Source organism: Streptomyces sp. NPDC047085 (genome assembly GCF_040643735.1).
In the GTDB taxonomy this organism is placed as follows: Bacteria; Actinomycetota; Actinomycetes; order Streptomycetales; family Streptomycetaceae; genus Streptomyces.
Genome location: NZ_JBEYUW010000005.1, coordinates 318603 through 344806 on the forward strand (window position 1 = coordinate 318603; position 26204 = coordinate 344806).

The 26204-nt window shown below is 71.4% G+C and carries 22 protein-coding genes and 1 pseudogene; 10 read left to right on the top strand and 13 right to left on the bottom strand.

The annotated features are described in order from the left end of the window. Nucleotides 1-137 precede the first annotated feature (137 nt). Together ABZ865_RS20165 and ABZ865_RS20170 are read left to right on the top strand one after the other, a co-directional pair. Entirely contained in the window at nucleotides 138-1136 is a 999-nt protein-coding gene (locus ABZ865_RS20165; RefSeq protein WP_361231799.1) for a sigma-70 family RNA polymerase sigma factor, read from the top strand. A 597-nt stretch (nucleotides 1137-1733) separates the two neighbouring features. Continuing rightward, nucleotides 1734-2399 (top strand): TetR family transcriptional regulator, encoded by a 666-nt coding sequence (locus ABZ865_RS20170; RefSeq protein ID WP_361232279.1) that lies wholly within the window; start codon nucleotides 1734-1736, stop codon nucleotides 2397-2399. Between the two features lie 52 nt (nucleotides 2400-2451). Here ABZ865_RS20170 and ABZ865_RS20175 read toward each other — a convergent pair whose 3' ends face one another. Next, entirely contained in the window at nucleotides 2452-3426 is a 975-nt protein-coding gene (locus tag ABZ865_RS20175; RefSeq protein ID WP_361231801.1) for a YafY family protein, read from the bottom strand. 62 nt (nucleotides 3427-3488) lie between these two features. On the opposite strand from ABZ865_RS20175, the gene ABZ865_RS20180 reads away from it, so the two are divergent. The 5 genes from ABZ865_RS20180 to ABZ865_RS20200 all read left to right on the top strand — a co-directional run bounded on the left by ABZ865_RS20180 (nucleotide 3489) and on the right by ABZ865_RS20200 (nucleotide 9979). Further along, nucleotides 3489-5042, top strand: coding sequence for an MFS transporter (locus ABZ865_RS20180; RefSeq protein ID WP_361231803.1), 1554 nt, complete (start codon nucleotides 3489-3491; stop codon nucleotides 5040-5042). Between the two features lie 242 nt (nucleotides 5043-5284). Beyond that, the gene (locus ABZ865_RS20185) at nucleotides 5285-6046 is read left to right on the top strand and encodes a DeoR/GlpR family DNA-binding transcription regulator (RefSeq protein WP_361231805.1); all 762 of its coding nucleotides are present in this window, start codon (nucleotides 5285-5287) and stop codon (nucleotides 6044-6046) included. Continuing rightward, nucleotides 6043-6990, top strand: coding sequence for a 1-phosphofructokinase (pfkB, locus tag ABZ865_RS20190; protein ID WP_361231807.1), 948 nt, complete (start codon nucleotides 6043-6045; stop codon nucleotides 6988-6990). The genes ABZ865_RS20185 and pfkB overlap by 4 nt, the downstream gene beginning before the upstream one ends. 340 nt (nucleotides 6991-7330) lie before the next feature. Continuing rightward, nucleotides 7331-9550 carry a fructose-specific PTS transporter subunit EIIC gene (locus tag ABZ865_RS20195; RefSeq protein WP_361231809.1) on the top strand — a complete coding sequence of 740 codons (2220 nt, stop codon included), beginning with the start codon at nucleotides 7331-7333 and terminating at the stop codon, nucleotides 9548-9550. A 156-nt stretch (nucleotides 9551-9706) separates the two neighbouring features. Further along, nucleotides 9707-9979 carry a hypothetical protein gene (locus ABZ865_RS20200; protein WP_361231811.1) on the top strand — a complete coding sequence of 91 codons (273 nt, stop codon included), beginning with the start codon at nucleotides 9707-9709 and terminating at the stop codon, nucleotides 9977-9979. Between the two features lie 96 nt (nucleotides 9980-10075). Here the strand turns inward: ABZ865_RS20200 and ABZ865_RS20205 are convergent, their stop codons facing one another. From ABZ865_RS20205 to ABZ865_RS20225, 5 genes and pseudogenes are all read right to left on the bottom strand, one after another. Next, nucleotides 10076-10822, bottom strand: coding sequence for a DUF6227 family protein (locus tag ABZ865_RS20205; RefSeq protein ID WP_361231813.1), 747 nt, complete (start codon nucleotides 10820-10822; stop codon nucleotides 10076-10078). 158 nt (nucleotides 10823-10980) lie between these two features. Beyond that, nucleotides 10981-11320: pseudogene (locus tag ABZ865_RS20210) on the bottom strand (Ig-like domain-containing protein); the annotation flags it as partial. A gap of 112 nt (nucleotides 11321-11432) precedes the next feature. Beyond that, nucleotides 11433-12587 (bottom strand): transposase, encoded by a 1155-nt coding sequence (locus tag ABZ865_RS20215; protein ID WP_361231815.1) that lies wholly within the window; start codon nucleotides 12585-12587, stop codon nucleotides 11433-11435. Nucleotides 12588-12924: 337 nt separating this feature from the next. Continuing rightward, a complete protein-coding gene (locus tag ABZ865_RS20220) occupies nucleotides 12925-13953 on the bottom strand; it encodes a P1 family peptidase (RefSeq protein WP_361231817.1) in 1029 nt (342 codons plus the stop codon). Between the two features lie 41 nt (nucleotides 13954-13994). Further along, a complete protein-coding gene (locus ABZ865_RS20225; RefSeq protein ID WP_361231819.1) occupies nucleotides 13995-15233 on the bottom strand; it encodes a low temperature requirement protein A in 1239 nt (412 codons plus the stop codon). 79 nt (nucleotides 15234-15312) lie between these two features. Here ABZ865_RS20225 and ABZ865_RS20230 point away from each other — a divergent pair, with 79 nt between their 5' ends. Continuing rightward, nucleotides 15313-15489: a hypothetical protein gene (locus ABZ865_RS20230; RefSeq protein WP_199842862.1), complete on the top strand. Its 177-nt coding sequence runs from the start codon at nucleotides 15313-15315 to the stop codon at nucleotides 15487-15489. A gap of 19 nt (nucleotides 15490-15508) precedes the next feature. Here the strand turns inward: ABZ865_RS20230 and mscL are convergent, their stop codons facing one another. The 6 genes from mscL to ABZ865_RS20260 all read right to left on the bottom strand — a co-directional run bounded on the left by mscL (nucleotide 15509) and on the right by ABZ865_RS20260 (nucleotide 21432). Beyond that, nucleotides 15509-15982 carry a large conductance mechanosensitive channel protein MscL gene (mscL, locus tag ABZ865_RS20235; protein WP_361231822.1) on the bottom strand — a complete coding sequence of 158 codons (474 nt, stop codon included), beginning with the start codon at nucleotides 15980-15982 and terminating at the stop codon, nucleotides 15509-15511. A gap of 138 nt (nucleotides 15983-16120) precedes the next feature. Next, nucleotides 16121-16705 carry an RcpC/CpaB family pilus assembly protein gene (locus ABZ865_RS20240; protein ID WP_361231824.1) on the bottom strand — a complete coding sequence of 195 codons (585 nt, stop codon included), beginning with the start codon at nucleotides 16703-16705 and terminating at the stop codon, nucleotides 16121-16123. Nucleotides 16706-16948: 243 nt separating this feature from the next. Beyond that, a complete protein-coding gene (locus ABZ865_RS20245) occupies nucleotides 16949-17782 on the bottom strand; it encodes an S-methyl-5'-thioadenosine phosphorylase (protein ID WP_361231826.1) in 834 nt (277 codons plus the stop codon). 100 nt (nucleotides 17783-17882) lie between these two features. Beyond that, complete coding sequence (locus ABZ865_RS20250) at nucleotides 17883-18200, bottom strand: FmdB family zinc ribbon protein (protein WP_361231828.1); 318 nt, start codon at nucleotides 18198-18200, stop codon at nucleotides 17883-17885. Nucleotides 18201-18268: 68 nt separating this feature from the next. After that, the gene (locus ABZ865_RS20255; protein ID WP_361231830.1) at nucleotides 18269-19567 is read right to left on the bottom strand and encodes an MFS transporter; all 1299 of its coding nucleotides are present in this window, start codon (nucleotides 19565-19567) and stop codon (nucleotides 18269-18271) included. A 299-nt stretch (nucleotides 19568-19866) separates the two neighbouring features. Next, the gene (locus tag ABZ865_RS20260) at nucleotides 19867-21432 is read right to left on the bottom strand and encodes a potassium/proton antiporter (protein WP_361231832.1); all 1566 of its coding nucleotides are present in this window, start codon (nucleotides 21430-21432) and stop codon (nucleotides 19867-19869) included. 215 nt (nucleotides 21433-21647) lie between these two features. On the opposite strand from ABZ865_RS20260, the gene ABZ865_RS20265 reads away from it, so the two are divergent. Then, nucleotides 21648-24467 (top strand): penicillin acylase family protein, encoded by a 2820-nt coding sequence (locus ABZ865_RS20265; RefSeq protein WP_361231834.1) that lies wholly within the window; start codon nucleotides 21648-21650, stop codon nucleotides 24465-24467. 114 nt (nucleotides 24468-24581) lie between these two features. Here ABZ865_RS20265 and ABZ865_RS20270 read toward each other — a convergent pair whose 3' ends face one another. Then, a complete protein-coding gene (locus ABZ865_RS20270) occupies nucleotides 24582-25163 on the bottom strand; it encodes a 5-formyltetrahydrofolate cyclo-ligase (protein WP_361231836.1) in 582 nt (193 codons plus the stop codon). A gap of 133 nt (nucleotides 25164-25296) precedes the next feature. Here ABZ865_RS20270 and galU point away from each other — a divergent pair, with 133 nt between their 5' ends. Then, the gene (galU, locus tag ABZ865_RS20275; RefSeq protein ID WP_361231838.1) at nucleotides 25297-26199 is read left to right on the top strand and encodes a UTP--glucose-1-phosphate uridylyltransferase GalU; all 903 of its coding nucleotides are present in this window, start codon (nucleotides 25297-25299) and stop codon (nucleotides 26197-26199) included. Nucleotides 26200-26204: the final 5 nt, after the last annotated feature.

Below are 26204 nucleotides of genomic sequence, written 5' to 3' on the forward strand. Positions count from 1 at the left end.
GGTTGGGAATTCTGTCCGGATTCCAGCCGTTGTTCCACACGAATGCAGGGCACTCCAGGAGAGTCCCAGAGACAGTTCCCGGAGTGCCCGACCGTTCACAGGACCACCCGCCAGCCCACCATCGCAAGGGAGCACGCATGGCAACCCGTGCCGTCGCCCGTCGTCAGTCCGCCACCGGCGAGACGGCCGACTCGGCAAGCAGTGTTCGCGTTCACGCCGGCGAGATCGCCGACCGTGATCTGGTCGGCATGTACCTCGACGAGATCGCGCGTACACCGCTGCTCGACGCCGCCAAGGAGGTCGAGCTGTCCCAGACCATCGAGGCGGGTGTCTTCGCGCAGCAGGTTCTCGACGGCGAGGAGGAGTCCCACACGGACGCCACCCGCCAGGAGCTGGAGGCCCTGGTCGCCGCGGGTGAGCGGGCCAAGGACGTCTTCATCCGGTCCAACCTCCGCCTGGTCGTGGCCGTGGCCCGGCGCTACCCGCGCAGCGGCCTGCCCCTGCTCGACCTGATCCAGGAGGGCAACGCGGGCCTGGTGCGCGCCGTCGAGAAGTTCGACTACCGCAAGGGCTTCAAGTTCTCGACGTACGCCACCTGGTGGATCCGCCAGGCCATCACCCGCTCCATCGCCGACCAGTCCCGCACGATCCGGCTCCCCGTCCACCTGGTGGAGGAGCTGGGCCGCATCCGACGCGTGCAGCGCGAGTTCAACCGCGAGAACGGCCGCGATCCGGAGCCCACTGAGGTCGCGGCCGAGCTGGGCTCGACGCCGGAGCGCGTGAGCGACGTCCTCGACTGGGCCCGCGACCCGGTCTCGCTGAACATGTCGGTGGACGACGAGGGCGAGACCCAGTTCGGCGACCTGCTGGAGGACACGTCGGCGGTCTCCCCGGAGCAGTCGGTGATGACGCTGCTGCGCAGCGAGGAGCTGGACGACCTGATCGGCCGCCTGGACCAGCGCACGGCCTCCATCATCAAGATGCGGTACGGCATCGAGGACGGCCGGGAGCGCACCCTGACGGAGGTCGGCAAGGAGCACGGCCTGACCCGCGAGCGCATCCGCCAGATCGAGAAGCACGCGCTGCTCGAACTGAAGAAGCTGGCCCGCGACACCGGCTTCGACGCGGCGGCGTGACCGGCTTCGGCACGGCGGCCTGACCGGCTTCGCCCTGGCGGCGTGACGAGAGGGGCGTACGCCTGGTGGCGAAAGACGGCGCAAACATGGCTCGGTACCGTCGCTTCAACCCCGGGGCCCGAGGGAACAACCCTTCAGGGCCCGGGAGTTGAGCCCGGACACCGCAAGCCCACACCTCGCGCACGCGCCACACCTGGTACGACCTGACGCACGATCACGCACACCGGTCGCCGCGACGCACGAGCACACCGGTCCGCGGCGACGCGTAAGCACGGCTGGTCCGACCCACGCATGAGCCACGTCCCGACGCACTCCCCCCCGGCGCCGGGACCTTCCCAGCCGGGCTTCGGCGCCTACCCCCCCCCAGGCGCCGGGGCCCGGCTTTTTTCGCGCGTCTCACCGGCCCGGCGGGCATGCTGGAACGGCAGCCACCCCGTACCTGAACCCCGGGGTGACCGCCGGATGGCAGATTCTGCCACATGGGCATAGCCTGCCGAGGTGAGCACCCCCCGTACCACCCGCACCACCGCCGACCAGCAGTCTTTTCCGGCCGGGGCCCCGGCGTCCCTCACCGAGCGCCGTAAGGCCGAGACCCGGATGGAGATCGCCCGCGCGGCGGCCGCCCTCTTCGTCCGCCAGGGCCTGAAGGCCACCCGGGCCGAGGACATCGCCCAGGCTGCCGGCATCGCCCCGCGCACGTTCTACCGCTACTTCGCCTCCAAGGAGGAGGCGGTGGCCCCGCTCTACGCGGCCGGCGCCCAGCGCTGGACCCAGGCGGTCCGTGCGGCCCCGGCCGCCCTGACCATCCCCGCGGCACTGCGCCACGCCGTCACCCACACCCTCGCCCCCGGCTTCGGCGTCTCGCCGGCGTCCTGGGAATGGGTCCGCACGCTGATCCATCTGGCCCACACGAGCACCGCCCTGCGCAAGGTGTGGGCCGAGGTGTGCCTGGCGTCGGAGGAGGAGCTGGCGCAGGTCCTGGCGGACCGGTTGGCGTCGGCGGACGCGACGCCGGCGGCCGCCGAGGAAGCGACACCGGAGGCCGCTGAAGACAACGTTGCCGACCCCGCCCCCGTCACCCCTCACCTGCGCTTCGCCGCGGCGGTCACCGGGGCGGCGGTCCGTGTGGCCGTCGAATCCTGGGCGGCGACCATGTCCCCGCCCACGGGGCCGAACGGTCCCGCTGCCCTGGCTCTCCGGAATCTGGAGGCGCTGGGGGATTTCGGGTGGGCGGAGGAGGCTCCCAGGGAGGAGAGCTTCTAGGGGGAGACCTTCTAGGGAGGAGAGCTCCCAGAGGTTCTCGGGAAGAGGGCTCCTAGGGAGTCGCAGTGCCCCCTGCCCGCATCAGGCGGGCGCCCAACTCCCTCACGCAATCCACCAGTTCACCCGGCTCCCGAACCGTGAACTCGCACCCCACCATCGCCAGCCTCGTCGCCAGCGACTCCATGGGGGCGTTGCTCGTCCCGCGCAGCACGCACGCGTCCTCGCCGTCCGGTTCGGGTACGCCGATCCACTCCGGTACCCGGGCGGCGACCGTCTCGGCGGGTTCGGTGAAGCGGACGGTGAACGCGTACGTGTCCTGGCGCCGGTGGATCGAGCGCCGCAGGTACTCCGCCGCACCCCCATCGGGCAGCTCGCGCGGTGCGAAGCGGACCCCGGTCGCGAAGGGATCGCTCACGCGGTCCACGCGGAACGTCCGCCAGTCGTCGCGGTCGAGGTCGTACGCGACGAGGTACCAGCGCCGCCCGGTCGAGACGAGCCGGTGCGGTTCGGTCAGGCGTCGTGACGCGCTGCCGTCCTTGTCCCGGTAGGCGAACCGCAGCCGTTCCCGCCCCGCCACCGTCGAGGCCATCACGGTCAGCGTCTCCGGCGCGATGCTCGCCCCGTCCCCGCTGGTCAGCAGGGTGGTGGCGGCCTGGAGCGTGGAGACGCGGTGGCGCAGGCGGGCCGGCAGCACCTGCTCCAGCTTCGCGAGGGCCCGTACGGAGGCCTCCTCCACGCCCTCCACCGCGTGCCCGGCGCCGGCCCGCAGCCCCACCGCGATGGCGACCGCCTCCTCGTCGTCCAGCACCAGCGGGGGCATCGCCTTGCCCGCGACCAGCCGGTATCCGCCGTCCGCGCCCTTCGTCGCCTGCACCGGATAGCCCAGCTCCCGCAGCCGGTCGATGTCCCGCCGCACCGTACGCCGGGACACTCCGAGCCGCTCGGCCAGCTCCCCGCCGGGCCACTCGCGCGGGGTCTGGAGCAGCGAGAGGAGCTGGAGGAGCCGGGCCGGAGTGTCCGTCGTCATATCTTCGAGGATGCCGCAGAACTAGGACACGATCTGACCTAATGGGGTCCTAGCTTGAGGCCATGACCTACGGCGACGACAACACCGCGCTCTCCGCACCGACCCCCGACCGAACACGCTGGCTGGCCCTGGCCATCGTCATGACCGCTGCCTTCATGGACCTGGTCGACGTGACGATCGTCAACATCGCCATCCCGTCCATCGAGCGGACCGCCCACGCCACGTTCAGCCAGATCCAGTGGATAACCGCCGGCTACGCCCTCGCCTTCGCCGCGGGCCTGATCACCGGCGGCCGGCTCGGCGACATCCACGGTCGCAAGCGGCTGTTCCTCATCGGCATCGGCGGGTTCACCCTCGCTTCCGCCCTGTGCGGCTTCGCCGCGAACCCGGAGATGCTGGTCGCCTCCCGGATCCTGCAGGGCGGCATGGCGGCGATGATGGTCCCGCAGGTCCTGTCGATCGTGCACGCCACCTTCCCCGCCCACGAACGCGGCAAGGTGTTCGGCCTGTTCGGCGCGATCGTCGGCCTCGGCGCGGTCTCCGGCCCGCTGCTCGGCGCCCTGCTCACGGAGTGGAACCTGTTCGGGCTGGAGTGGCGGCCCATCTTCCTCATCAACCTGCCGGTCGGCGTCGTCGCCCTCTTCCTCGGCCGCCGCTACATCACCGAGTCCCGCGCGCCGAAGGCCCTCAAGCTGGACCTCGTCGGCGTCGCCCTGGTCACGCTGGGCCTGCTGATGCTGCTCTACCCGCTCACCCGCGGCCGCCAGCTGGGCTGGCCGCTGTGGGGGTACGTCTCGATGGCCGGCTCCCTCGGCGTCTTCGCGGCGCTGGTGGCGTACGAGCGGCGCAAGGCGGCCCGCGACGGCTCCCCGCTGGTCGAGCTGTCCCTGTTCCGGGTGAAGAGCTTCGCCGCGGGCATCGCCGTACAGACCGTCTTCGGTGTCGCGCTCGGCGTCTTCTTCCTGGTCTGGACGCTGTACATGCAGATCGGCCTGGGCTGGCGCCCGCTGCGGGCCGGCCTGACCGGTGTGCCGTTCTCGATCGCCGTGTCGATTGCGGCCGGCATGTCGGTGGGGAAGCTGGTCCCGCGGTTCGGGCGCAAGGTGCTGCAGGCCGGCGCGCTGGTGATGGGCGTGGGCGTGCTGCTCTACATCTGGGAGGCGCACCGCTACGGCCTCGCCATCGCCTCCTGGCAGATGGCGCTCCCGCTGGTCGTGATGGGCGCGGGCATGGGTCTGATCGTCGCCCCGCTGACGGACGCGGTGCTCTCGGAGGTGCCGCGCGAGCACGCCGGGTCGGCGTCCGGCCTGATCAACACCGTGCAGCAGATGGGCAACGCGCTCGGCCTCGGCCTGGTGTCGGTGGTGTTCTTCGGGGTGATCGACGACCGGCTGACCCGGGACCGGGTCGGCCCCGCCTTCGTGCATGCCTTCCAGCACGCGCTGTGGTGGGTGGCCGCGTTGATGGGCGTGATCTTCCTGCTGATGTTCGCGCTGCCGAAGCGTCCGGCGCAGCACGTGGAGGGCGCGGACGGCGAGGGGTCGGACGGCGAGGGGGCGGACGCCGCCGAACTCCCCGAGGCGGGGAAGGAATCCGCGCCCGTGCTGGCGTCCTGACCAGTCACGACGACTCCGGGGCGGATACGGAGACGACGACTTCGGGGTGGGGCCCGGCACCGATCTGGTGCCGGGCCTTTCCGCTGCCCGGACGCCCCGCCCGGCAGTGTGAAAGTCCGTTCATGCCCGAATGGAGTCCGAACCCGTTTACTTTTCGGACATCCCGGCGTAGCCTCGCGGTGAAACCACACGTTCGGGCATGATCCGGAAGCGGTCGGACATCGAGGCGGAGGCAAACGGACATGTACGCACCGGAGCGGCAGCAGGCGATCCTCCGGCTCGCCCGGGACGGCGGCCGGGTGGACGTGCTCTCGCTGGCCGAGGAGTTCCAGGTGACGGCGGAGACGATCCGCCGCGACCTGAAGGCCCTCGACCGCGCCGGCCTCCTGCGGCGCGTGCACGGCGGCGCCATCCCGGCCGGCCGCCTCGACTTCGAACCGGACCTCGCCGAACGCGAGTCCACCGCCGCCGACGAGAAGGACCGCATCGCCAAGGCGGCCCTCGCCGAGGTGCCCGCCGAGGGCACGGTGGTCCTCGACGCCGGTACGACCGTGGCCCGGATGGCCGCCGCGATCCCGCTGGAGTCCTCCCTCACCGTCGTCACCCACAGCCTGCCCATAGCCGCCCGCCTCGCCGACCACCCGGGCATCCAGCTCCACCTGGTCGGAGGGCGCGTACGGCACCGCACGCGCGCCGCCGTGGACGCCTGGGCGCTGCGCGCCTACGGCGAGATCCGCGCCGACGTCCTGTTCGTCGCCGCCAACGGCTTCTCCGCCGAGCACGGTCTGACCACCCCCGACCTCGCCGAGGCCGCGGTGAAGCGCGCGGCCATCGCCGCCGCCCGCCGGGTGGTCCTGCTCGCCGACTCCTCCAAGCACGGCCAGGAGCACTTCGCCCGCTTCGGCGACCTGAGCGACGTGGACCTGCTGATCACCGACAGCGGGCTGAGCCCCGAGGACGCCGCCGCCATCGAGCGCGGCGGCACGGAAGTAGTACGCGCATGATCCTCACCGTCACCCCCAACCCCTCCCTCGACCGCACCTACGAGGTCCGGGCGCTGAAGCGCGGCGAGGTCATCCGTGCCGACACCGAGCGCATGGACCCCGGCGGCAAGGGCGTGAACGTCTCCCGCGCCGTCGCCGCCGCCGGCAGGCGCACGGTCGCCGTACTGCCCCTGGGCGGTGCGCCCGGTGCCCTCGTCGCCGAACTGCTCGACGCGCAGGGCATCGAGGTCGCGTCGGTCCCGGTCGCCGGGGCCACCCGTTCCAACATCGCGCTCGCGGAGGAGGACGGGCGCCTGACGAAGATCAACGCGCCGGGTCCGGAGCTGTCGGCGGCCGAGCAGGCCCTGCTCCTGGTCACCGTCCGCGAGCACTCCCGCGACGCCGACTGGATCGCCTGCTGCGGCAGCCTGCCCCGGGGGCTCGCGCCCTCCTGGTACGCCGACGTCGTCACCGAGGCGCACGCCGGGGGCGCGCGCATCGCCCTGGACACCTCGGGGCCCGCGCTCCTGGAGGCGCTGCGCGCACGGCCCGACGTGGTGAAGCCGAACGCCGAGGAACTGGCCGAGGCCGTCGGGCGCCCGCTGGCGACCGTGGGCGACGCGGTGAAGGCGGCCGAGGAGTTGCGCGAGATGGGCGCGCGCGCCGTGCTCGCGAGCCTGGGCGCCGACGGCCAGCTGCTCGTGGAGGACGCGGGCGCCTGGTTCGGCAGCGCCCGCGTCGACACCGTCCGCAGCAATGTGGGCGCCGGCGACTCCTCCCTCGCCGGGTTCCTCATCGCGGGCGGCAGCGGCCCGGGGGCCCTGGCCTCCGCCGTCGCCCATGGCGCCGCCGCCGTCCGGCTCCCCGGCAGCGTGATGCCGTCCCCCGCCGACCTGGACCCGGCGGCGGTCATGGTCACGGCCGACATCCCCGTCGACCGGGTCCTGGGGGTGCCGGTGTCATGAACTCCTTCACGCTCCGCGGCACACGCCCTGGCACCCGGCATCTGGGCGCACGCCCCGCACCCCCACGCCCGGAGGCACCCAGCCCCCGCCCGGACGCGCCCAGCCCGCGCCCGGACGTGCCCAGTCGGCCGGCCCCGGAGCGGCGAGGCTCCCCGCCACTCACCGTGACAGTGCGTCGGCCGGACACCCCGAGCCGCTCCGCCGCCCCCAGGAGGCGGGGCTTCCCCGGCCCCGCCTCGACCCGGACCGCCGTCTCTCCCCACGGCACCTCCGTCCCCACTCCCGTCCCCACCCCCGCTCGCCCCACTCCCTGGGCGATACGCGTGCAGAGGAGCCCGCGATGAGCGACATGATCACCGCGGACCTGGTCGACCTCGACCTGTCCGCCGACACCAAGGAGGCGGCGGCGCGCGCCCTCGCCGAGCGCATGGTGAGCCAGGGCCGGGTGACCGACCTGGAGGGCTTCCTCGCCGACGTCGCCGCCCGCGAGGCCCAGATGCCGACCGGCCTCGACGGCGGAATCGGCATCCCGCACTGCCGCAGCGCCCATGTCACCGAGCCGACGCTCGCGTTCGGCCGCAGCGCCGCCGGTATCGACTTCGGCGCCGCCGACGGACCGGCCGACCTGATCTTCCTGATCGCCGCCCCGGCGGGCGCCGACGACGCCCACCTGACGATCCTCTCCTCCCTGGCCCGGCAGCTGATGAACGACGAGTTCACCACCGCCCTGCGAGCCGCGGCCGACCCCGGGGCGGCGGCGGCGCTGATCCGGGGCGAGGAGACGCCCTCGGCGAAGGGCGCACGGGAGGCGACGGGCGCGGGCGCCGCGGAGGCGGCCGAGGGCGCGGACGTATCGACCCGTGCGGAGACTGCGGCGGGCACCCCCGAAGACACCGCTGCGGCGCCGGTGGCGGCCTCCGCCGGCGCCGCGGCGGCCAGTACGGCACCGACGACGAACGCCGAAGGCACCGGCCCGCGCACCGGTTCCGGAGCCGGCCCGCACACCGATTCCGGATCTGGCCCAGGCGCCGATTCCGGCTCCGGGCCGGACGCGCGTCCCTTCCGGGTCGTCGCCGTCACCTCCTGCCCGACCGGCATAGCCCACACCTACATGGCGGCCGAGTCCCTGGAGAACGCGGGCCGCGATGCCGGCGTCGAGGTGATCGTCGAGACACAAGGGTCGGCCGGCTTCACCCGGCTCGACCCGGCGGTGATCGCGGCGGCGGACGCCGTGATCTTCGCCCACGACGTCCCCGTACGCGACAAGGACCGCTTCGCCGGCAAGCCGACCGTGGACGTCGGCGTGAAGGCGGGCATCAACCGCCCCGGCGAACTGATCGCCGAAGTCCGCGACAAGGCGGCCCGCGGTGAGGTGACAGCGGCTGCCCGGCCGGACGGCACGCCGGTCGAGCGCGCCGGCGACTCCACCGAGGGCTACGGCACCAGGTTGCGCAAATGGTTGATGTCGGGCGTCAGTTACATGGTCCCGTTCGTCGCGGCGGGCGGTCTGCTGATCGCCCTCGGCTTCGCGATCGGCGGCTACAAGATCAACAAGGCGCCGTCGGTCATGGACCACTTCATCTGGACCCAGGCCGACAGCTGGGGCGCGCTGTCCTTCCAGATCGGTGTCGTGGCCTTCGGCTTCCTGGTCCCGGTCCTGGCCGGGTACATCGCGTACGGCATGGCGGACCGGCCGGGGCTCGTGCCCGGCTTCGTCGGCGGCGCGATCTCGCTGACCATCAACGCGGGCTTCCTCGGCGGTCTGGCCGCCGGTCTGATCGCCGGTGGCGTGGTGATGGCGATCCAGCGGGTGCGCATCCCGGCGGCCTTGCGCGGCATCATGCCGGTGGTCGTGATCCCGCTGATCTCCTCGGCGATCGTCGGATTCCTGATGTTCGTCGTCATCGGCAAGCCCATCGCCTCCGCGCAGCGGGCGATGACCGACTGGCTGAACGGCCTCACCGGCGCCAACGCCATCCTCCTGGGCGCCCTGCTCGGCCTGATGATGTGCTTCGACCTCGGCGGCCCCGTCAACAAGGTCGCGTACACCTTCGCCACGGCGGGCATCGCGGTCGCGAGCCCCAGCGACTCGGCCATGAAGATCATGGCGGCCGTGATGGCGGCCGGCATGGTTCCGCCGCTCGCGATGGCCCTGGCCACGACCGTGCGCGGCAAGCTCTTCACACAGACCGAGCGCGAGAACGGCAAGGCCGCCTGGGTCCTGGGCGCCTCCTTCATCTCGGAGGGCGCGATCCCGTTCGCGGCGGCGGACCCGCTGCGGGTCATCCCGTCCTCGATGGTCGGAGGCGCGGTCACCGGCGCCCTGTCGATGGCTTTCGGTGCCACCCTGCGCGCCCCGCACGGCGGTGTCTTCGTGGTTCCGCTGATCGGCAACCCGTTCCTCTACCTGCTCGCCATCGCTGCAGGCGTGTGCGTCACCACGGCCCTGGTGGTCGTCCTCAAGGGCCTGCGCACGCCGGCCCCGGGAACCACCGACGCCGACCCGGCCACGGGCGCCGCCCCGGCCGCGAAGGAGACGAAGCAGCCGGTCGCCGCCTGATGTCCGACCGCCACCCCCTGTCCCTCCCTCGTCGCCCTCCTGTCCCTCCCTTGCTGCTCTCTTGTCCCTTTGGTGAGCTGTGAGTTGTTCACACCACCTGCGAGATACATCACGGTCCGGGGCCAAAGTCCCGGACCGTGGTGTGTACTGGGGGGCATGGCTGACCACGTCTCGACCTTCCAGCTGATCGGCGTGGCCGTCCTCGCCGTGGCGGCCGTCGTCTGGACCGTCGTCTTCCTGCGCCTGGTGCGCCGCGTCCGCGTCGAGACCGCCGGATGGCGCCCGGCATGGCGTCCGTCCGCCGCCCTCCGGATCCTGCCGGCCCTCCCGGCCCAGGCTCGGCTCGGCCCCTCGCTGGAGGCCGTCGAACTCACCCCGGCCGAACAGGACGCCTTCGCGGTCCTGGTACGGCAACTCGGCGGCCGCTGACGGGACGGACCGGGCCGGCCAAAGCCCCGGCGCCCGCATCGTCGCCCGGCCGGCGCGCCCTTCGCGCCCGCGTCCTTCGTGCCGTTCTCGTCGAGGTCAGCCCTGACGGGCGGCGCGGCGCTCCATTGCGTCCCGGGCCGCGTCCTGCGTCGGATACACCTCGCACATGTGCCGCCCGTCGGGCGTCGCCGTGTGCTCGACCTCCCACAGGGAGACCTCCCGGCCGTCCCGCAGCAGGAACGCGTGCTCGTACAGCGCGAAGCTCAGCCCCGCCCGGCCGGCCCGCCCGGGGCGCCCGAACGCCTGGGTGATCTGGTGCGCGGCCGCCGTCGCCAGGAGCGCTGCCGTCTCCGCGCCCGGCCGGTCCGGGTTCTCCGCCCGGCGCAGCAGCCGGCGCGCGTGGTCCGCCGAGTCGTCGGGGGTGTACACGTGCCGGGGCTCGGGGATGGCCGACAGCTGGACCGGCAGGGGCAGTTCGAAGTCCGGCTCGTCCGGGGGCAGCGCGAGCCGGGCCGTGGCGGTGGCCAGCTCCTCCTCGTCGACATACACCTCGTGGAGCGTCTCACCGCCCGGCGCGGTGTTGTGGACCAGCTCCCACAGGGTCACCGCCGAACCGTCCGCGAGCAGCCAGGTGTGCCGGTACGTCTCCCGGTGCAGCCCCGCGCTGTGGTGCGCGGAGTGCAGAGAGCCGTCGTGCGCCAGCGCGCAGTCGAGCTGCCGTATGACCTCGTCGGGCAGCTCGAAGGAGTTCAGGGCACGGCCGAGGAGTCGCGCGAGGTGCTCCTCCGGAGACTCGGGCGACTCGGCGGATTCGTACGCTGCCGTCTCGTACGGAACGCTCAAGGTTTCTCCCGGCGTTGCTGCATGTCACCTGGTGGGTGCATACCGTAGCCCCTCGGTCGGACATCATGTCCGGGAACCGAGAAAACGTACGCAGGGAAAACGTCGGGGCCGCGCGAAGAGTTCCCCGCGCGGCCTCACGTTGTGTCAGAATCCGCCGCTCAGGCGGCACTTCCCGCGGTCCAGGCGCTCCACGCCATGTTCCAGCCGTTGAGTCCGTTGTCCGGCGACACCGTCGTGTCGGGGGAGTTCTTCACGATCACGACGTCCCCGATGAGCGAGTTGTCGTAGAACCACTTGGCCGACGTGGCGCCCTGCGCGCCCTGTACCTCCCAGGTCGATCTTCATCGTGACCTTGGAGCCGGCCTTCCAGTAGTCTCGCGACCGGAAGCCCAACCGGCGGTCGCCGAACCGGCACCCCACCATCTGCTGACTACTGCTGGAGCTGACCGTGATGTGTGACTGCACGGCCTTCTTCTCGGTGATGGACTTGTCGAAGGTCACCGTCTCGGCCGTGAACGGCCGAGCTTGTGTACTCGGTCGTTCACACCTCGTCGCGCTCCCGACTGCCCCCTACGACAGGACGGTCACGGGTCGCATCCACCCACCCCTTTCAGGGGGCGGGTGCGGGTGCGGTGACGAACACCCACGCCGAGCGTGCGCGGTCGCGCACATTGACCCCGGCGACGACGTCGGCAGGGCCAGCGAGCCCGCACCGACGACAGCGGAAGTGGTCCCGGTCGGGCCGGTTGGCCCGCTCGGTGTGCCCGCAGCGCGGACAGCACTGCGAGGTATAGGCCGGATCCACCTCGAGGAACGGCACCCCGGCCTTGCGTGCTTTGTAGGCCAGGTGCTGCCCGAGCTGGTGAAAGGGCCAGGAGGAGAGAGTGCCCCGCTGGTCGCGGCGTAGCCGTACCCGCTCACGGATCCCGCCGAGTGCCTCGATGGCGATCCCGCGACCGGTGCGTTGCGCGACGGACACGATCTCCTTGCTGATGCGATGGTTCACCTGCGTGGCATGACGCTTCTCCTTCTTCGCGCGACGCGCGAGACGCCGGGTGGCCGAGCGGGTCTGTTTGGCCTGGAGTTCGGCGCGTTTGCGGGCCTGCCAGCGCCGGTAGCGCGAGAGCCGTCGCCCTTGGTGGTTGGTGCTGTCGGAGGTGGTGGCCAGGTTCACGATGCCCCGGTCCACGCCGATCCAGTCGACCGGCTCATACGGGTCGGGATCTGGGATGTCGCAGGTGGCGATCAGAAACCACTTCCCGCTCCGGCACACCAGGTCGCTCTCGCCCTTGCGGTACTGCACAAGAGTCTTGAACTGGTCGGGTGAGCAGGCGAACCGGATCCCCTTCATCCGCCCGTCCACGGTCCAGATCGACACGGTCCGCGCGTCGTACTGCCACGAAAGGCACCGGTCGTCGAACGGCTGCGCCGCATCCGGACGGAAGACGACTGGCGAGCCGACGGCCTTGCGGTACCGCTTGGTCGTGGGCGAACCCAGACTCCCGGCCCGCAGGTTCGCCTTCAGCGCCGTGTAGGCGTCGGCGACCTTCTTCACCACGCGTACCGCTGGCTGAGCGGACAGTCCGAAGGTGGCCTTCAGGGCCGTGTACACCACCTTCTGCAGGCCGTTACGGTCCTTCAGATCGTTGGCGAAGGCCACACGGGAGGCGTAGGTGGCGGCCCGGTTGCAGGCGCGCAGGGTCGCCTCGAGAGCCGACGCCTGTTCCAGCGTCGGCAGCAGCTTCACCTGCACCACCAACCTCACAAAACCGGACCGTAGTGCGACAACCGCACACACGACCGCCATTCAGTCGGCGGTCACCCCGAACGGTGACCAGTGGGACAGTCGTTCGCATTCTTCGTCTCCGCCGCGTGGCCGCGCGGGCGCTCCACGCTGGTGAAACGCGCAGGCGGCGACGCTTCGGAGCCGTAGCAACAGAAGGTGATTCCTCCCTGGCGTGAACGCCGGGGCATCCTCGCCCGAACCAGGTGAAGAAAGAGGGAACGGACCGGGAGTGGGGGCCTCCCCTGCCGCCGCCTCTCGTCGCCGGGCGCCGACGTGGGCGGATCCCGCTCAACTTACGCCCCTGGCACTGGCCGTCCTACTTCCCGCCGTACAACTCCCCGTACGACGGCCACACTCCGCCCGGCCCCGCCACCGACTCCGCCGCCCGCACCGCGCGCACGATCGCGCGCGTCACCAGGTCCGCGCCGGCCGCGAGCACGTCGTTGAGCGCCAGCGGGTTCGCGGCGTCCAGCGAGCGGGCCCCGGTGGCCAGCGCGAACACCGTGTCGCCGTCGTGCAGCAGGTGCACCGGGCGCACGGCGCGCGCGATGCCGTCGTGTGCGGTGCCCGCCACCTTCTGCGCCTGTGCCTTGGTGAGGTCGGCGTCGGTCGCGACCACCGCGAGCGTCGTGTTGAGCGGCGGCGGTGTGTCCGGGCCGCCCGTCTCGGCGAGACGCCGGCGCGCGGCCTCGTGCACCCGCTCGTCCGGGTAGTCCACGCGCCCCTGGAACAACTCCCCGTACAGCACCCCCGTCTCCGGATCCGCCACCGCTCCCGCGGAGTTCACCACCACCAGCGCGGCCACGGTGATCCCCGAGTCGAGGACCGTGCTCGCGGTTCCCACCCCGCCCTTGAGCCGTCCGGCCACGGCGCCCGTGCCGGCGCCCACGCACCCCTCCGGCACCCGTGCCCCCGGCGCGCTCGCCGCGGCCGCCTCCACCGCCGCGCGGCCCGTCGCGGCGTCCGGGCGGGCGCGGAAGTCGCCGCCGCGCCCCAGGTCGAAGACGCACGCGGCCGGGACCACCGGCACGACCTGCGCCGGATCCTTCCCGACCGGCACCCCGCGCCGCTGTTCCTCCAGCCAGGCCATGACCCCGGACGCGGCGTCGAGCCCGTACGCGCTGCCTCCCGTCAGCACGACGGCGTCCACCTTCCGCACCAGATTGCGCGGGTCGAGGGCGTCGGTCTCCTTGGTGCCCGGGCCCCCTCCGCGCACGTCCACGGCGGCGGTGGCGCCGCCCTCGGGGGCGAGCACGACCGTGGTGCCGGTGAGCCAGCCGTCCCCCCGGCGGGCGGCGTGCCCCACCCGCAGCCCGGTGACGTCCGTCAATGCGTCAACTGTCATGGCGGCCAGTCTGGCCCACCTCCGCGACGCTTCCCCGGAGTTCAGGAAGCCGGTGCCGTGGCGGCCTCCCGCTGCTCGCGGGCCGCCATGCGCGCCGTCAGCGTCACCCCGGTCGCGACCGCCGCGGCCGACACGATCCCCGCCGCGAACACCGCCCAGTCGCCCAGGAAGGTGCAGCAGATCACCAGCAGTGCCGTGACCGGAAGCACCAACTGCTGGGCGGTGCCGACCTTGAAGTGCCGTGCGTGCAGCAGCCAGACGGTCAGCAGGTACAAGGCCGTCGGCAGGGTCACGGCCGCCGAGGCGGACAGCGTCGATATGTGCGCCTTGCCGACCGTCTGCTCCACCGCCACCTCCAGGCCGGCGCCGACCGCGGCGGCCGACGCGAAGATCAGGTAGTGCCCGTACCCCCAGAGGAACGACTGCCGGTTGGAGCGCAGGTGGCCGTGGATCGGCACCACGAAGTAGATCCACCACGCGGAGAAGACGATCAGCAGGCCGCCCGCCGCGATCGGCAGCACCTCGCCCAGCGCGCCGTGCTCCTGCACCCCCGACTTCACGGCGACCGTGGCCGCGGCGATCGTCTCGCCGAGCACGATGATCGTGAACAGGCCGTACCGCTCGGCGATGTGGTGCGGATGCCAGGGGGTCGGGTTGCTCCGCTCCGCGTACAGCGGCACGCACAGTTCGGCGACGACCATCACCAGGTACACCCAGGGCCGCGTCGGCTCGGGCAGGACCACCAGCCCCAGCCAGCCGACCTGGCACAACAGGACGCCACCCGCGTACCGCAGGGTCGTGGTTCGCTCGGCGCCCGAAGCGGATCTCGCCGCTCTCAGCCACTCCACGACCATCGCGAGCCGCATGATCACATAGCCGACCCACACCAGCAGGAAGTCGTGCTGCTCGAACGCCCGGGAGACACCGGCCGCCAGCACCAGGACGCCGGCGATCTGGACGAGGGTGACGACGCGGTAGAGCACGTCGTCGTTGTCGTACGCCGAGGCGAACCAGGTGAAGTTCATCCACGCCCACCAGATGGCGAAGAACACCATCGCGTAGTACAGGATGCCCTCGCCGGCGTGCCCCCCGGCCACGGCGTGCACCAGCTGCACGCCCGCCTGCGCGACGGCCACGACGAAACACAGGTCGAAGAGCAGCTCCAGCGGGGAGGAGACGCGGTGCGCCTCGTCCGCCGCGCGAGCGGTGAGCCGCCGCAAGGGCCCCTGGGACTGCGGTGCACCCGGTGAAGCGGGCGCCGGAGCGGAACTCGACGTCATGCTTCCCAGGAGATCAGAAATCGTGGACAAATTCTTGTGAACGGAATCACAAGCGATGTGGGGGCCGTACTCTGGAGGCATGAGCACCGCCCCCGCACCCGAGCCGCGCGACCCGAAGGCCGCGCTCGTCTTCGACGACCCGTTGAACCAGCAGTCCTCGGACGACACCGACCGGGGGTGGGGCGACCGGCCGGACGGCGACAGCGCCGCCGACCTCAAGCGCTTCCTCGACGAGAAGCCGCCCCACCACCTCTGAGCCGCCCACGGGGGCGTCGCTAACTGTCGTGTCCCGCGCCGCGCTGGGCGACCAGGGCGTCGCGTATCTCCTTGAGCACCTCCAGCTCGGTCACCTCGATGACCTCGCGCGTGCCCTCCTTCGCTTTCTTCCGGGTCTCCTGGCGGGCCAGGTACTTGGACATGGGCAGGACCATGAGGAAGTACACGACCGCGGCGGTGATCACGAAGGTGAGCGTGGCGCCGATGACGGAGCCCCACAGGATCGGCACACCGCTCTTGACCGTGCCGTCCGGACTCACCGAACACGGGGCCTTCAGGCATGAGCTGTAGTGGTCCAGGTTCTGCGTGCCGATCGCCCCGACCAGCGGGTTGATGATCCCCTTCACCACCGAGTTGACGATGTTCGTGAAGGCGGCACCGATGACCACCGCGACTGCCAGATCGATGACGTTGCCGCGCATCAGGAAGGCCTTGAAGCCCTGCCAGACGCTCGCTTCCTTCTTCGCGCTCACCTTGGGGACTCTCCTCGCATGCGCAGGGTGTGGAACGAAACGCTCCGCAACCTACGGCACCGCACGGCCATTGTGTCGAATTCCGTAGCTTGATCGAGGGACTTGACAGCAAGCCTGCTGGAAAGCGGTCGAGGAGGGTCACCACAGCGTCACCGCCAGTCGTGCGGTCGCGCTCGCGCCGACGAGCCGGGCCGCCGTGGCACGCGGTACCGAGAGCACGACCAGCGCTCCGGCCTCGGACGCACCGTCAGCCCCGGTGTCCAGGGGCTCGGGCAGCCTGGCCACCCGCACCCCGCGCGCGAGTACTTGGGCGCCGCCTCCCCTGGACGGATCCTCGGCAGCGATGACGTCAACCCGGTCGCCGGGGCGCAGCAGCCGGACGGCGGCGGCGTCGGAGATCCGCACCGGCGCCCGGACCATGTCCGCCGGCCCGTGCCGTCGTACGGGCTCCGCGACCGGGTGCCCGCGGGGGCGCTCGGCATGGTGCGGCTCGGTCACCGACCGGGGACCGGCCGCCACGAGCGCGGCCGCGGTGACGGCGAGGCCGGCCGCGAGGGCCCGCCGGCGATGCCGCACGAGCCGCTGGAGCTGATAGCGCCCGCCGCGCACCCGCACCGGCGGGAAGTGCGGGACCTCGCAGGTCGCGGGCGCGTCGGTGCCCAGCGGGCGGGGGAGGCGGACCGGGGGCGGAAGGGGGGTGGGGGACGACGAGGTCATGGGCATGGGGATCACCACCTGCGACGAGGGTTTGGCTTGCCCTGCCACGATGACGCCTCGCGCCGAAGTCCGCCGGAGCCGGTGGGCTACCGGCCGGTTGTGGACAACTCGCCCACCCGAACGAGGAATTCCGCGGCCCGCCGCTCCCGCGCCCGCCCCCTTCGGCCGCCGGCTTCGCCGCCCCTCAGATCACCTTCCCCGCGCTCACCTCACGCTCCCCGCCCTCACCTCACGCTCCCCGCCCTCACCTCACGGCAGCTCGAACCCCGGGTCCATCCCGCCGAGCGCGTTCACGCACAGGCAGTCCCGCGCCTCCGTCTCCGGCAGCGCGGCGACCGCGTCGAACAGCACCCCGCGCAGCCGGTCGACGTTGGCCGCGAACACCCGCAGAACTTCGTCGTGCGAGACGCCCTCGCCGCTCTCGGCGCCGGCGTCGAGGTCGGTGACCAGGGTCAGGGAGGTGTAGCAGAGCTCCAGTTCGCGGGCGAGCGCCGCCTCGGGGTGGCCGGTCATGCCCACCACCGACCAGCCCTGCGCCTGGTGCCACAGCGATTCGGCGCGGGTCGAGAAGCGCGGTCCCTCGACCACGACCAGGGTGCCGCCGTCCACCGCCTCCCAGTCCCGGCCGTGGGCGGCCTTCAGCGCGGCGGCGCGTCCGGCGGGGCAGTAGGGGTCGGCCATGGACACGTGCACCACGTTGGGCACCGTGCCGTCGGGCAGCGGCAGTCCGTCGAAGTAGCTCTGTGCCCGGGACTTCGTACGGTCCACGAACTGGTCCGGCACGAGCAGGGTGCCGGGGCCGTACTCGGGGCGCAGTCCGCCCACCGCGCACGGACCGAGGACCTGCCGGACGCCGACCGAGCGCAGGGCCCACAGGTTGGCCCGGTAGTTGATGCGGTGCGGGGGCAGGTGGTGGCCGCGGCCGTGCCGGGGCAGGAAGGCGACCCGCCGACCGGCGACCTCGCCGAGGAAGAGGGAGTCGCTGGGCGGTCCGTAGGGGGTGTCCACCTGGACCTCGGTCACGTCCTCGAGGAACGAGTAGAAGCCCGAGCCGCCGATCACGCCGATGTCTGCGTTCGCCATGACGAGCACATTAGCTGGCCGCGAAAAACCGGGGGAGCCGGTGCCGGGGAACGCCGAGGACCCTGCCGTCGCGTGACGGCAGGGTCCCGGACGTGCGAACTCAGGCCGCGGAGCTGCTGGCGGAACTCGACGAGGACGTCGAGGACGTCGAAGCGGACGACGTCGACGAGGTCGAGGACGACTTCGAGTCGGACGACGACGAGCCGGACGACTTCGACGCCGGGCTGCTGCTCGACGAGGCGCCGCGGGAGTCGTTGCGGTAGAAGCCGGAGCCCTTGAAAACAATGCCGACCGCGGAGAACACCTTCTTCAGGGGGCCACCGCAGTTGGGGCACTCGGTCAGGGCGTCGTCGGTGAACTTCTGCACCGCCTCAAGGCCCTCGCCGCACTCCTTGCACTGGTACTGGTAGGTCGGCACTTGTCTTCCTCCTGGCACTCTCACTCGATGAGTGCTAACGACCATCAATAGTGACGTATTCCAGCGGCTCAGTCCACCGTCACCGGCACGCGGTGACCGACGCCACGTGCGACCGTGCGGTTCCGGGACTGGACCACAAGGCGCGAGCGCAGCGCCACCAGGGTCGCCAGCGCCAGCAGGGTCCCGGCCATCGGCACCAGGAATCCGGCGCCGTCCCACAGGCGGTCCTCCAGCTGTCCGGCGACCGTGACCGCGGCCGCCTGTCCGAGCGCGACGGCGCCGGTCAGCCAGGTGAACGCCTCCGTGCGGGCGCCGGCCGGGACCAGCGACTCGACCAGTGTGTAGCCGGTGACCAGCGCGGGCGCGATGCACATGCCGACCAGCAGGCCGAGCCCGGCCAGCAGCAGCACCGAGTGCGCCGTCCACAGCGCGGACGCGGTCAGCGCGAGCCCCGTGTAGCCCACCAGCAGGCGCCGCTGCGGGGCGACCTTCCAGACGATCGCGCCGCAGGCGATGCCGGAGAGCATGTTGCCCGCGGCGAAGACGCCGTACAGGACGCCGTTCAGACCGGGGTCGCCGATCGACTCGGTGAACGCCGCCAGCGAGACCTGCATGCCGCCGAAGACCGAGCCGATGCCGAGGAACGTGACCACCAGTACGCGCACGCCCGGGATGCGCAAGGCGGAGTCGTGCCGCACGCGCGCGTGCCCGCTCTCGCCGGTCACCGGCGGCTGCGTGCTCTTCTGGGCGGCGAACAACAGGCCGCCGACGAGCGTCAGCGCGGCCTCGGTGACCAGGCCCGCGGCGGGGGAGACGGCGGTGCACAGCGCGGTGGCCAGCAGGGGGCCGACGACGAAGGTCAGCTCGTCCGTGACGGACTCGAACGCCGCCGCGGTGGTCATCAGGGGCGAACCCTGGAGCTTCACGCCCCAGCGGGCCCGCACCATGGGGCCGACCTGCGGCACCGAGGCGCCGGTCGGCACGGCCGCCGCGAACAGGGCCCACAGGGGCGCGTGCGCCAGCGCGAGCGCCGTCAGGGACAGGCCCGACAGGGCGTGCACGAGAACGCCGGGGATCAGCACGGTGCGCTGGCCGTAACGGTCGGCGAGGCGGCCGCTGTAGGGCGCGAACAGCGCCATGGACACCCCGGTCACGGCCGCGGCGGCGCCCGCGGCGCCGTAGGAGCCGGTGGTGTGCTGCACGAGCAGCACGATCGAGATGGTGAGCATCGCGAACGGCTGGCGCGCCGCGAAGCCGGGGAGCAGGAACGTCCAGGCGCCGCGGGTGCGCAGCAGCCCGCCGTATCCCGGGCGGGGGGAGGCCGGTGAGGTGTTCTCCGGTGCGGTGGTGGTGACCGTGGATCCCACGGCCCGTGCCTTTCTGCCGCCTGGTAGCGGGGGCCTGTGTGCGGGCCCGGGCGCCGAGAGCTGTCCTCTTGCGCGGACTGCGGTAGATACCGGCGCCACTGTGGGTGGGGGCGTCCCGGCCGCCATACGGTCGCGCCAGCTCTGCGTCAGGCAGAGTTGGTTCGATCTGAGTGCGCCTTCATCGTACAGGGGCAACCCGTTCGTACGACTGTGAAAACGAGCACCTCGGATGTGGTCCACCTGGGATTTCACGGCGTGTGAACCGTACGAAACGTCCCCTTAACGAGCACTTCTCGGGGTCAGTGCCTACGTCCCGACCCGGGTCCGTCCAGGCCCAGCCAGCCCGCCAGCTTGCCGCCCTGGGCGACCGCGCGCAGGCGGCGTTCGGCCGCGTCGCGGACGGGGTCCGTGGTGACCACGAGCAGTTCGTCCCCGCGCCGCAGCACGGTCGTGGGCAGCGGAACAAACGATTCTTCCTCGCGGACGACGAGGGTGACGGCGGCTCCGGGCGGCAGCCGCAGCTCGTTGACCTCCACCCCGTGCATCCGGGAGCCCTCGGGGATGGTGATGGACAGCAGATGTCCGCGCAGCCGCTCCAGGGGCGCCGACTCGATGCCGAGGTCGGCCGCCTCGCCCTCCTTGCCCAGGCGCAGCGCGCGCGCCAGCCAGGGCAGGGTCGGCCCCTGGACCAGGGTGTAGACGACGACCAGCACGAAGACGATGTTGAAGATGTGCCGGCTGCCCGTGACGCCGTTCACCATCGGGATGGTGGCCAGGATGATGGGCACGGCGCCGCGCAGCCCCGCCCAGGACATCAGGGCCTGCTCCGGCCACGGCACCCGGAACGGCGCCAGGCTCAGCACCACGCTCAGCGGGCGGGCGACGACGGTCAGCACCAGCCCGATGATCAGGGCGGGCAGGATGTCGTCGCCCAGGTCGTGCGGGGTGACGAGCAGGCCGAGCAGGACGAACATGCCGATCTGGGCGATCCAGCCGAGCCCCTCGGCGAAGCCGCGGGTGGCCGGCCAGTGCGGGAGCTTGGCGTTGCCGAGGACCATCGAGGCCAGGTAGACGGCCAGGAAGCCGCTGCCGTGTCCGAGCGCGCCGGCGGCGTACGCGGTGAGGGCGATCGCCATCACGGCGATCGGGTAGAGGCCGGAGGCGGGCAGGGCGACGCGCTTGAGCCCCCAGGCGCCGGCCCAGCCGACCGCGAGGCCCACGGTGGTGCCGATGGCGAGTTCCAGCGCGATGTGGCCGAGCAGGACGTACCAGTGCTCGATGTCGCCTGCCGTGGTGAAGGCGACGACCAGGATGACCACCGGGGCGTCGTTGAAGCCGGACTCCGCCTCCAGCGTGCCCGTCACGCGCGCGGGGAGGGGGATTTTCCGCAGCACCGAGAAGACGGCCGCCGCGTCCGTCGAGGAGACCACCGCGCCGATGATGAGCGCCTGCCGCCACTCCAGCCCGACCAGATAGTGCGCGCCCGCCGCCGTGATCCCGACGCTGATCGCGACGCCCGCCGTCGCCAGGACCGAGGCGGACCCCAGGACCGGCCGGACCTCTTTCCACTTCGTGCCCAGACCGCCCTCGGCGAGGATCACGACCAGGGCGGCGTACCCGATGACCTGGGTCATCGCGGCGTTGTTGAAGTGGACGTGCCCGATCCCGTCCTGGCCGATGAGGATGCCGATCCCCAGGTACACGAGCAGGCTGGGGAGCCCGCTGCGGGAGGAGATCCGGACGGCCGCGACGGCGACCAGCAGGACGAGGGAGCAGACGAGCAGGAGCTGGTTGAGGTGGTGGACGGTCAGCGGCGGTTCCCTTCCTTGGCCCGCGCCCGGGGGCGCGAGGGCACACGTACACAAGACCCGAGGCTGCGGCGCACCGCGCCCAAGTACTTCGTTATGTTACCTAACTGTTGACGCTTTCTTGACACTCGCCGAGGCAGGATCGAACGCTCGTGCGCGCCGGTTCCCGACTCCGCGTCAAGCGGCACGGGGCCCTGCGCCTATGGTTGCTCCAGCGCTCATTCAAAGTCACAGCCCGACCTGCCGCTCGCGTTAGGACAGCAAGGACAGCGATGCCCCCCAACACCACCGCCACAACGGGTGACAAGCCCGGCAAGTCCGGCAGGAAGAAGGGGCGCAAAGCCCGATTTATCGTGCTCGTGCTGGTGCTGGCCGTCATCGCGGGCATCACCGGCGGCGCCTACTGGTCGATCAGCACCGTCCGCGCCTCCTTCCCGCAGACCACGGGTTCGATCACGCTCGACGGCCTCTCCGGACCCGTCGACGTGAAGCGGGACGGCTACGGCATCCCGCAGATCTACGCCTCGTCCGACGAGGACCTGTTCATGGCGCAGGGCTACGTCCAGGCGCAGGACCGGTTCTACGAGATGGACGTGCGCCGCCACCTGACCTCCGGGCGCCTGTCGGAGATGTTCGGCCAGAGCCAGGTCGAGAACGACGAGATCCTGCGCACCCTCGGCTGGGACCGGATCGCCGAGCAGGAGTACGAGACCAAGCTGTCGGCCTCCACGAAGAAGTACCTCCAGGCGTACGCCAAGGGAGTCAACGCCTACCTGCAGGGCAAGGACGGCAAGGACATCTCCCTGGAGTACGCGGCCCTGGGCTTCACCAACGACTACAAGCCCGCGAAGTGGACCCCGGTCGACTCGGTCGCCTGGCTGAAGGCGATGGCCTGGGACCTGCGCGGCAACATGCAGGACGAGATCGACCGCGCGCTGATGACCAGCCGCCTCGGCCCGCAGCAGATCCAGGACCTCTACCCGGCGTACCCCTACGGCCGCAACAAGCCGATAGTCCAGGAGGGCCAGTACAGCGAGCTGGCCAAGAGCTTCCAGCAGAACGGCGGCACGAGCGGATCGCAGGGCGGCACCACGACCGGCACCGGCACCACGACCGGTTCGCAGGGCGGCGCCACGGGCGGCTCTCAGGGCGCGACCGGCACGACCGGCTCCTCGACCTCGTCCGCCTCCGGTTCGGCGCTCACAAGTCAGCTGGGGGGCCTCTACAAGGTCCTGGACGACATGCCCACCGCCGTCGGAGTGAACGGCCAGGGCATCGGCTCCAACTCCTGGGTCGTCTCCGGGCAGTACACCATCACCGGCCACCCGCTGCTCGCCAACGACCCGCACCTGTCCCCGGCGCTGCCGTCCGTCTGGTACCAGATGGGCCTGCACTGCCGGACCGTCTCCGACAAGTGCCAGTTCGACGTCGCGGGCTACACGTTCGCCGGGATGCCCGGTGTGATCATCGGCCACAACGGGGACGTCGCCTGGGGCATGACGAACTCCGGGGTCGACGTCACCGACCTCTACCTGGAGAAGCTCTCCGGCGACGGCTACCTGTACGACGGCAAGGTCCGGCCCTTCAAGACCCGCCAGGAGACCATCGAGGTCGCCGGCGGCGCCTCCAAGACGATCGTGGTGCGCCAGACCGCCGACGGGATGCCGCTGCTGTCCGACCGCGACGACGAGCTCGTCCAGGTCGGCAAGCGGGCCACCGTCAACGCCGCGGCACCCGACCGCGGCGACGGCTACGGCATCGCCCTGCGGTGGACCGCGCTCGACCCGGGCACCTCCATGGACGCCGTGTTCGCCATGGACAAGGCGTCCGACTGGAACGACTTCCGCGCGGCGGCGGCCCTGTTCGACGTGCCCTCGCAGAACCTGATCTACGCCGACACCGAGAACATCGGCTACACCCTGCCCGGCAAGATCCCCACCCGCTCCTCCGGCCACGACGGCTCCGTACCGGCACCGGGCTGGGACTCGAAGTACCGCTGGACCGGCTTCGTCAAGCAGGACGAGCTGCCCTACGAGTACAACCCCAAGCGGGGCTACATCGTCACCGCCAACCAGGCCGTGATCGACAAGAAGTACCCATACACGCTGACCACCGACTGGGGCTACGGCGCCCGCAGCCAGCGCATCACCGACCTGATCGAGTCCAAGATCAAGGACGGCGGCAAGATCTCCACCGACGACATGCGTCAGATGCAGCTGGACAACAGCAGCGAGATCGCCAAGCTCCTGGTGCCCAAGCTGCTGAAGATCAACCTCGCCGACAAGAACGTCCGAGACGCGCAGAAGCTGCTGGAGGGCTGGGACTACACCCAGGACGCCGACTCGGCGGCGGCCGCGTACTTCAACGCCGTCTGGCGCAACGTCCTCAAGCTCGCCTTCGGCAACAAGCTCCCCAAGGAGCTGCGGGTCAAGGGCCAGTGCCTGTGGGTCGACAAGATCGACAGCACCGGTCCGGTCGACGACGACACCAAGGTGCGCGAGTGCGGAAAGCGCGACGCCGACCAGGCGCAGCCGGACGGCGGCGACCGCTGGTTCGAGGTCGTGCGCAAGCTGATGGACAAGCCGGACAGCGACTGGTGGAAGACCCCGAAGTCGGGCACCCGCCCGGCGGCGGAGAACCGGGACCAGCTGTTCGCCCGCGCCATGATCGACGCCCGCTGGGAGCTGACCGCCAAGCTCGGCAAGGACATCGACACCTGGAGCTGGGGCCGGCTGCACCGCCTGTTCCTGAAGAACCAGACGCTCGGCACCGCCGGCCCCGGATTCCTGCAGTACATGCTCAACCGCGGCCCCTGGAACCTCGGCGGCGGCGAGGCCACCGTCGACGCGACCGGCTGGAACGCCGCCGGCGGCTACAACGTGATCTGGGTGCCGTCCATGCGGATGGTGGTCAACCTCGCCGACCTCGACAAGTCCAAGTGGATCAACCTGACGGGCGCCTCGGGCCACGCCTACAACGCCCACTACACGGATCAGACGGGCAAGTGGGTCGACGGCGAGCTGCTGCCCTGGTCGTTCTCCGAGAAGGCGGTCGACAAGAGCACCGGCGACACCCTCGTCCTCAAGCCGTGACCCGCTGACGCGACACCGCTCGGAACGGCCCTGCACGCGCGCGTGGAGGGCCGTTCCGTGTGAGACGCGACATGCGGGACGTGAGACGCGGGGCGCGGGGGACGGGGAACGGGATCAGGGGCTCGTGAAGCGGCGCACGCCCGACGGGGTCACCACCGCGTGCACCGGCCGGTCGTGCGCCTCCGCCGGGACGCGTGCGACGACCTCCGTGTCGTAGAGGAGCACCACGAGCGCGGGGCGGGCCTTCGCGCGCTCCAGACGCGCGAGCACGCGGTCGTACGACCCTCCGCCGCGGCCCAGCCGCATCCCGAGGGCGTCCACCGCGAGCCCGGGCAGCAGGACGACGTCCGCGGAGATCACGGCGTCCGGGCCGAGGCGCGCTCCCGAAGGCTCGAACAGCGCCATCTTCCCGCCGTGTTGTACCCGCGCGAGGGAGTCCGGGCCGGTGTACTCGCCCCAGTCGAGGTCGTTGTCGGGCAGCAGCGCGGGCAGCAGGACGCGCACGCCCCGCGCGCGCAGCGCCTCCAGCAGCGCGAGCGTGCCGGGCTCGGTGCCGACGGAGACGTACGCCGCCACCGTGCGCGCGTCCGCGAGTTCCGGCAGTTCGAGGGCGCGCCGGGCCAGCGCCTCGCCCGTCTCGTCGACGACATCCGCCGTCAACCTGTTCCTCACCGCGAGGAACTCCCGTCGCAACATACGCTTGTCAGGCTCGGTCGTGCGTCCGTCGTGTTCCACTGGTCGCTCTTGCATCCTTCTCGGTGTGCTCATATGTGGGTCAGGTAACCGGAGCCACAGATTGTGCACAAAGGCACCGGATAAGGTTGCGGGCATGACTCAGTCGCACCCCAGGATCAGCAAGGCTGTCATTCCCGCAGCAGGTCTCGGTACCCGGTTCCTGCCGGCCACCAAGGCCACTCCCAAGGAGATGCTGCCGGTCGTGGACAAGCCGGCGATCCAGTACGTGGTCGAGGAGGCCGTGTCGGCGGGGCTCGACGACGTCCTCATGATCACCGGACGCAACAAGCGTCCCCTCGAGGATCACTTCGACCGCAACTACGAGCTGGAATCGGCGCTCCAGAAGAAGGGCGACGCCCAACGGCTCGCGAAGGTGCAGGAGTCCAGCGACCTGGCCACGATGCACTACGTGCGTCAGGGCGACCCCAAGGGCCTCGGCCACGCCGTGCTGTGCGCCGCCCCGCACGTCGGCCACGAGCCCTTCGCCGTCCTCCTCGGCGACGACCTGATCGACCCCCGCGACCCCCTGCTCCAGCGCATGATCGAGATCCAGGAGCAGCACGGCGGCAGTGTGATCGCCCTCATGGAGGTCGCCCCCGAGCAGATCCACCTCTACGGCTGCGCGGCCGTGGAGACCACCGCCGACGGCGACGTCGTCAAGGTGACCGGCCTGGTCGAGAAGCCGGACCCGGCGGACGCCCCCTCGAACTACGCGATCATCGGCCGTTACGTGCTCGACCCGCACATCTTCGACATACTGCGCAAGACCGAGCCCGGCCGCGGCGGCGAGATCCAGCTCACCGACGCCCTCCAGCAGCTGGCCGAGGACGAGAAGGTCGGCGGCCCGGTGCACGGCGTCGTCTTCAAGGGCCGCCGCTATGACACCGGAGACCGTGGCGACTACCTGCGTGCCATTGTCCGACTCGCGTGCGAACGTGAAGACCTGGGCCCGGACTTCCGGACCTGGCTTCGCAGTTACGTAGCCGAGGAGATGTAGGAACG

What these genes read in the sequence shown, in the direction of transcription:
- pfkB (WP_361231807.1), top strand. Translation starts at nt 6,043, where the DNA reads ATGATCCTCACCGTCACCCCCAACCCCTCCCTCGACCGCACCTACGAG.
- ABZ865_RS20265 (WP_361231834.1), top strand. Translation starts at nt 21,648, where the DNA reads ATGCCCCCCAACACCACCGCCACAACGGGTGACAAGCCCGGCAAGTCC.
- ABZ865_RS20245 (WP_361231826.1), bottom strand. Translation starts at nt 17,782, where the DNA reads ATGGCGAACGCAGACATCGGCGTGATCGGCGGCTCGGGCTTCTACTCG.
- ABZ865_RS20230 (WP_199842862.1), top strand. Translation starts at nt 15,313, where the DNA reads ATGAGCACCGCCCCCGCACCCGAGCCGCGCGACCCGAAGGCCGCGCTC.
- ABZ865_RS20185 (WP_361231805.1), top strand. Translation starts at nt 5,285, where the DNA reads ATGTACGCACCGGAGCGGCAGCAGGCGATCCTCCGGCTCGCCCGGGAC.
- ABZ865_RS20170 (WP_361232279.1), top strand. Translation starts at nt 1,734, where the DNA reads ATGGAGATCGCCCGCGCGGCGGCCGCCCTCTTCGTCCGCCAGGGCCTG.
- ABZ865_RS20270 (WP_361231836.1), bottom strand. Translation starts at nt 25,163, where the DNA reads ATGTTGCGACGGGAGTTCCTCGCGGTGAGGAACAGGTTGACGGCGGAT.
- ABZ865_RS20195 (WP_361231809.1), top strand. Translation starts at nt 7,331, where the DNA reads ATGAGCGACATGATCACCGCGGACCTGGTCGACCTCGACCTGTCCGCC.
- ABZ865_RS20180 (WP_361231803.1), top strand. Translation starts at nt 3,489, where the DNA reads ATGACCTACGGCGACGACAACACCGCGCTCTCCGCACCGACCCCCGAC.
- ABZ865_RS20165 (WP_361231799.1), top strand. Translation starts at nt 138, where the DNA reads ATGGCAACCCGTGCCGTCGCCCGTCGTCAGTCCGCCACCGGCGAGACG.
- galU (WP_361231838.1), top strand. Translation starts at nt 25,297, where the DNA reads ATGACTCAGTCGCACCCCAGGATCAGCAAGGCTGTCATTCCCGCAGCA.
- ABZ865_RS20200 (WP_361231811.1), top strand. Translation starts at nt 9,707, where the DNA reads ATGGCTGACCACGTCTCGACCTTCCAGCTGATCGGCGTGGCCGTCCTC.
- ABZ865_RS20225 (WP_361231819.1), bottom strand. Translation starts at nt 15,233, where the DNA reads ATGACGTCGAGTTCCGCTCCGGCGCCCGCTTCACCGGGTGCACCGCAG.
- ABZ865_RS20240 (WP_361231824.1), bottom strand. Translation starts at nt 16,705, where the DNA reads ATGCCCATGACCTCGTCGTCCCCCACCCCCCTTCCGCCCCCGGTCCGC.
- ABZ865_RS20175 (WP_361231801.1), bottom strand. Translation starts at nt 3,426, where the DNA reads ATGACGACGGACACTCCGGCCCGGCTCCTCCAGCTCCTCTCGCTGCTC.
- ABZ865_RS20220 (WP_361231817.1), bottom strand. Translation starts at nt 13,953, where the DNA reads ATGACAGTTGACGCATTGACGGACGTCACCGGGCTGCGGGTGGGGCAC.